The 1329-nt window shown below is 38.9% G+C and carries 1 protein-coding gene; it reads left to right on the forward strand.

The window, feature by feature from the left end; genetic code table 11:
- The first annotated feature begins 192 nt into the window (after nucleotides 1-192).
- Entirely contained in the window at nucleotides 193-1176 is a 984-nt protein-coding gene (locus tag CWB60_RS20265) for an IS110 family RNA-guided transposase (RefSeq protein WP_138580059.1), read from the forward strand.
- Nucleotides 1177-1329: the final 153 nt, after the last annotated feature.

Raw genomic sequence — 1329 nt, forward strand, 5'->3', positions numbered from 1 at the left:
GCGCCTTGTATCTCTCGTTGATAAATGATTAGCTATCATTTATCACATCGAAGTCAGTGAGCTTGCCTTTGCGCCTAGTATTTAATACTGCTCCGTAGATAAAGCCCTGACTTTCTATTCTCACAAACTGAATGGTATCCAAGCACACTTTTATTTAAGTAGATGCTGTATGTACAAGGGGAGTAAGTAGAGATGATGTTTATCGGCATTGATATTAGTAAAGAGAAAGTTGATTTATCGTGGTTGAGAGACCAGCCTACAAACAAGATTAAAACAAAAGTCTTTAAAAACAAGCATCAAGACTTTGAGAAAATAGAAAAGTGGCTTTTAAATACAACTAAAAGCGTTGCTAGTGAGCTCGTTATCACCCTCGAACCAACGGGTGTTTATCATGAAGCACTGATGTATTTTTTACATGAGCAAGGCTTTAATATTATTTTAGCGAATACAGGCAAAGCGAAAAAGTATGCTGACGCGTTAAACATAATTCATAAAACAGACAAATCTGATGCAACGATGCTTGCCCACTACGGCTGTGCAAAGCACGCAGTCGTTGATTATTGGCAACCTGAAGCGTTAGAAGTTAGAGAGCTTAAAGCTCTTATCCGTCGTTTAGATGCGCTTGAGAGTAACCGGCAACGAGAAGCTAACCGATTAGAAGCAAGTGAATTCAGCAACGTTTCAGCACGTGTTCGCCAATCGATAAAAGTGACTATCGCATTTTTAGATGACGAAATTAAACAGCTTAAATCTGACATTGATGATCACATAGATAATGAGCCTGGTTTAAAAAGAAACAGGAAACTACTAGAGTCTATACCTGGCATTGGGCATGTATTATCGAGAGAGCTGACATATTTGTTTGCGGCTAAAAAGTTTAATAAAGCCAAAGAAGCAGCAGCTTATTGTGGATTAATCCCACGGCACAATGAATCGGGTAAATTAAAAGGGCGAACAACAATCAGTAAACTTGGGCCAGCCAGAATTCGCTGTAAACTCTACATGGCAGCCATTGTCGCTGGGCAATGGAATAAAAGAATAAAACGACACAAGTTAACATTAATAAATAACGGTAAAACACCGATGCAAGCTGTATGTGCGAATATGAGAAAGCTCATTCATATATGTTTTGGTGTAATAAAAAACCAAGAAGAGTTTAAGCTCCAAGAAAGTTAAGTACGACCTTGAAGCTTAAAATGAGAGATGGTATCTACAGCCTAAATTTAGCATCGTGGCTATTTTACTTCTGGACGCACAACTTGTTGGCGTGACGGGCAAAGCCTGTAATAAAGGATTTATCCTCGAAGAGATGTAGAGCTGCTGCGCTTT

This window comes from Pseudoalteromonas sp. S327, assembly GCF_005886415.1.
Lineage (GTDB): Bacteria > Pseudomonadota > Gammaproteobacteria > Enterobacterales > Alteromonadaceae > Pseudoalteromonas > Pseudoalteromonas atlantica.